This is a genomic window from Bacillus sp. JJ634 (assembly GCF_036962285.1).
Lineage (GTDB): Bacteria > Bacillota > Bacilli > Bacillales > DSM-1321 > Peribacillus > Peribacillus asahii_A.
The window spans coordinates 1,114-4,172 of record NZ_JBALMU010000168.1 but is presented as its reverse complement, the minus strand read 5'-3'; the positions used below and the strand labels follow the sequence as shown (position 1 = coordinate 4,172).

Sequence of the window (3,059 nt, the reverse complement as noted above, 5' to 3'; positions counted from 1 at the left end):
CTTTACAGGTTCAATAGAACGAACTTCTTTAAATAGAGAAGATAAATACTCTAACGCTTTCTCTGTTTTCCCTAATTTGAGAAGACCATGTAAAACCTGAATATGATTTGTAAAATCATGTCTTAAAGATTGAACAGAAGATATTAACGTTCTAATTTCTGTTTGATATGTATCCTCGGTATCTTCAATTTCCTTTGTTGTTTCTCTTTGATACCATCTCTGCATGACAAAAAAGGATCCTAATACGATTAATACAAATACAGCGTTAAAAGCAAGATTAGAAATACTATTTTTCAGCACTTTATTTTCTATACTATTGAGTGTATCCGCGCTTATATCAATTCCTAAATATCCAATAATTTTACCTTCATGATCCTTAATCGGGGCTCCAACCGATAAATAGTCTTCATATTTAGAGTCCTTAAGCACTCCTGTAACATATGTCTTTCCCTCATACGCTCGTTTCACTTGTTCTTCTGGTACGGTACAAGCCTCTCCTATCGGATAAGACTCTGCAGCTTCTTTAGGCATTCCCATAATCATAGCTGTCGACACTTTAGGATTATCAACAACAAGAGTGTATACATATAAAGCCCCTATTTTTTCTCTTGCATCATTTAAGTATTTTCTCGTTTCCCAGTATTCTTTGTTTTTTGTAGGATTAAGAAGGAACTGCTTATACGCTTCTACATCCATCGAAGCAGCGATTGACTTTGCTGCCTCCAGACTTTGATTTGCGATTGATTCCTCAACCGTTTTTTTTATTTTTACATAAGAAGTAAAGATATTTAAACTTATAAAAAAGAATAATAGAAAAACAGATAAGACCCAAATTAATTTTATTTTATTTACTTTCATACTAAATTGTACTTCCCCATCTTTTTATAGAATTGAACGGATTGATCATTTAACTACGCTGCCTCCGCTAATGCATCGGCCGAGTCCCAATAAAATGCTATATGATTTGCATGACATATCAAAGTCCCTATTGCGCAAAAGCAAGTCTATTTTACCGTATCCACTATGACCTTTTTGTTACATTCGATCCATAAGCTATAATTATAAAGGATGTATTAACTAAATGGAGAAAACATCGGAAGAAGAAAACAACTTTTCCTTGTTAAAAGAAAGATTGTTTTCTTTTTTGAGGTTACATCGATTGAAGATTCTACAGGTGATTACTGGAGTTGGCGGGGACATGCGTACACGTTTGGCGCCTTTCCTACAATTATCAAAAAGTAAACATCATTTAAGATTCTTATTTTCAACTGAACCTGCGTATTCTATCTTTCTTCACGCATTTTACTCTATAACTTCAAACCATAATGGAGACTGGTCCTCTGGATCTCCATTGTAATTGACCAGTATCTCTTCTCCCTCATGAATATCTTTCATGGCATAAAAGTCTATCGAGTGGTTTTCAATATTAGTAATATACCTCGCATTAGGAGTGTAGGAGTGATTGTATAAAGAACCGTATCCTAAAGCAAGAGCTTTATCCTCTCCCCAACGGAAGATATAGTTTGAAAGAATACACTCCCTCATTAGCTTCCATTCAATTTTAGGAATAACAATTACTGGCGCTTCCTCAATGAACTCGCCATTCTTAATATTACGGTCTGCAAATATCCCTCTACCATATTTCTTTGTATTTCTCATACTGATCGGTTCCAAAGGATTCCCTCCTTATGTTAAGTCCTTTAGATGCTCGCGAAGATACTTATTACGTTTGGATATAAACTCCAGAATAAGTTCCGGCTCATTAACAAATATATCGATGGACTTCTTTTTATAAGAGTCTAAAGTTATATAAGGGTGTATTTGTCTATGAAGGTTTGTAATTTTCGGTTCTAATGCCTCAGGTGTAAATGAGGTTTCTAATATTTCCTCAAGGAGAAGACGGTACTGATCCCGGAATACCTTTACATCAAGTAAACGTGCAGTTAGTGTATTATAGCCTTCAATGGGAACTTCATCGTATTCCATTATCTCTCCATCCCAATCCCTGCCCCACGTCGCATCATAATCCCAGGGAATTATTTGGAATAACCCACTTTCTCCATTTCGATATAGTGCATAATTGTGAATGAAACCATCAAAGTTCTGCGTACACACAATTCCACATAACCACAACAAATATTTTTCGACATCTAAGTATTTTGTAATTTCTTTACCAAAATCATTTCGTGAAATCGTATTAATTTTATATATGAGCATCTCTAAATCAAGGTCATCCTCAACCTTACCTAGTTTCCGTACATATCCGGATAGAAGAGAAGGTTTCGGATTCTCTTCCGGAGTTAATAAAGAAAAATTAGCATGGTATTCCGTCGCATAAAAAATTGAACCATATGGAAGCTGCCTTTTTTGTAAAAACCATTCATCGACCGACTCAATCTGTAAGTAGATCCCCATAGGCTTTCCATTAAGTTCAACGAAAACATGCTTACAATCAGGGGAAACACTCCCAATGTCTTGAAAAAAGTCAAAGGATAGCTTGTTTCGAATGAATGAGGGATCACTATATTCAGCATTAAGATGAATTTCACGCCCTGTAAATGTCTCGTTATATGTTCCAAAGTCGACTCTAAACGATTTTTGGGGAAAATTGCGTATGTGATCCCCACGATAAGTAATACCCATTTCGTATGGAATGTTGTTTACTAACAGCTTGGAAGGAAGAAGCTCCTCGTTCCAGATGTCGCTTTCCAGTACTTCAAGATACTTAGGCTCCAAAAAAATACTCATTGTAGGAATATTATGCTGCATAACATCATTCCCTCTTTTTTTTTACATTGTCATCTTATGAGAGAAGAATGGATTTGATAATAAAATAAATAAAAATAAATAAAACCTAGAACAAATAAAAAAAGAATTCATAAACTACATAACCTTACACTTTAAGGGAATTTTATGGAAAGGGGGTTCTACCGATGAGTGGAGCTCAAATTTTAGAGTTAATTGAAACAGCAAAAAAAACAGGTCTTGGTGAGTACTTAACTCAAAACCCAGTAGCAAAAGGTAAAGGAACTGGCAAGGGAACTGGCAAAGGGCCTGGT

General features: G+C 35.3%; 3 protein-coding genes. All 3 read right to left on the bottom strand.

The window, feature by feature from the left end; genetic code table 11:
• A partial coding sequence (locus tag V7068_RS20340; protein ID WP_499714299.1) for a Spo0B domain-containing protein occupies positions 1–858 on the bottom strand: 858 nt, incomplete at its 3' end.
• Between the two features lie 444 nt (positions 859–1,302).
• Positions 1,303–1,674, bottom strand: coding sequence for an SET domain-containing protein (locus V7068_RS20335; RefSeq protein WP_499714298.1), 372 nt, complete (start codon positions 1,672–1,674; stop codon positions 1,303–1,305).
• A gap of 12 nt (positions 1,675–1,686) precedes the next feature.
• Positions 1,687–2,769 (bottom strand): CotH kinase family protein, encoded by a 1,083-nt coding sequence (locus tag V7068_RS20330; RefSeq protein WP_499714297.1) that lies wholly within the window; start codon positions 2,767–2,769, stop codon positions 1,687–1,689.
• Positions 2,770–3,059 lie beyond the last annotated feature (290 nt).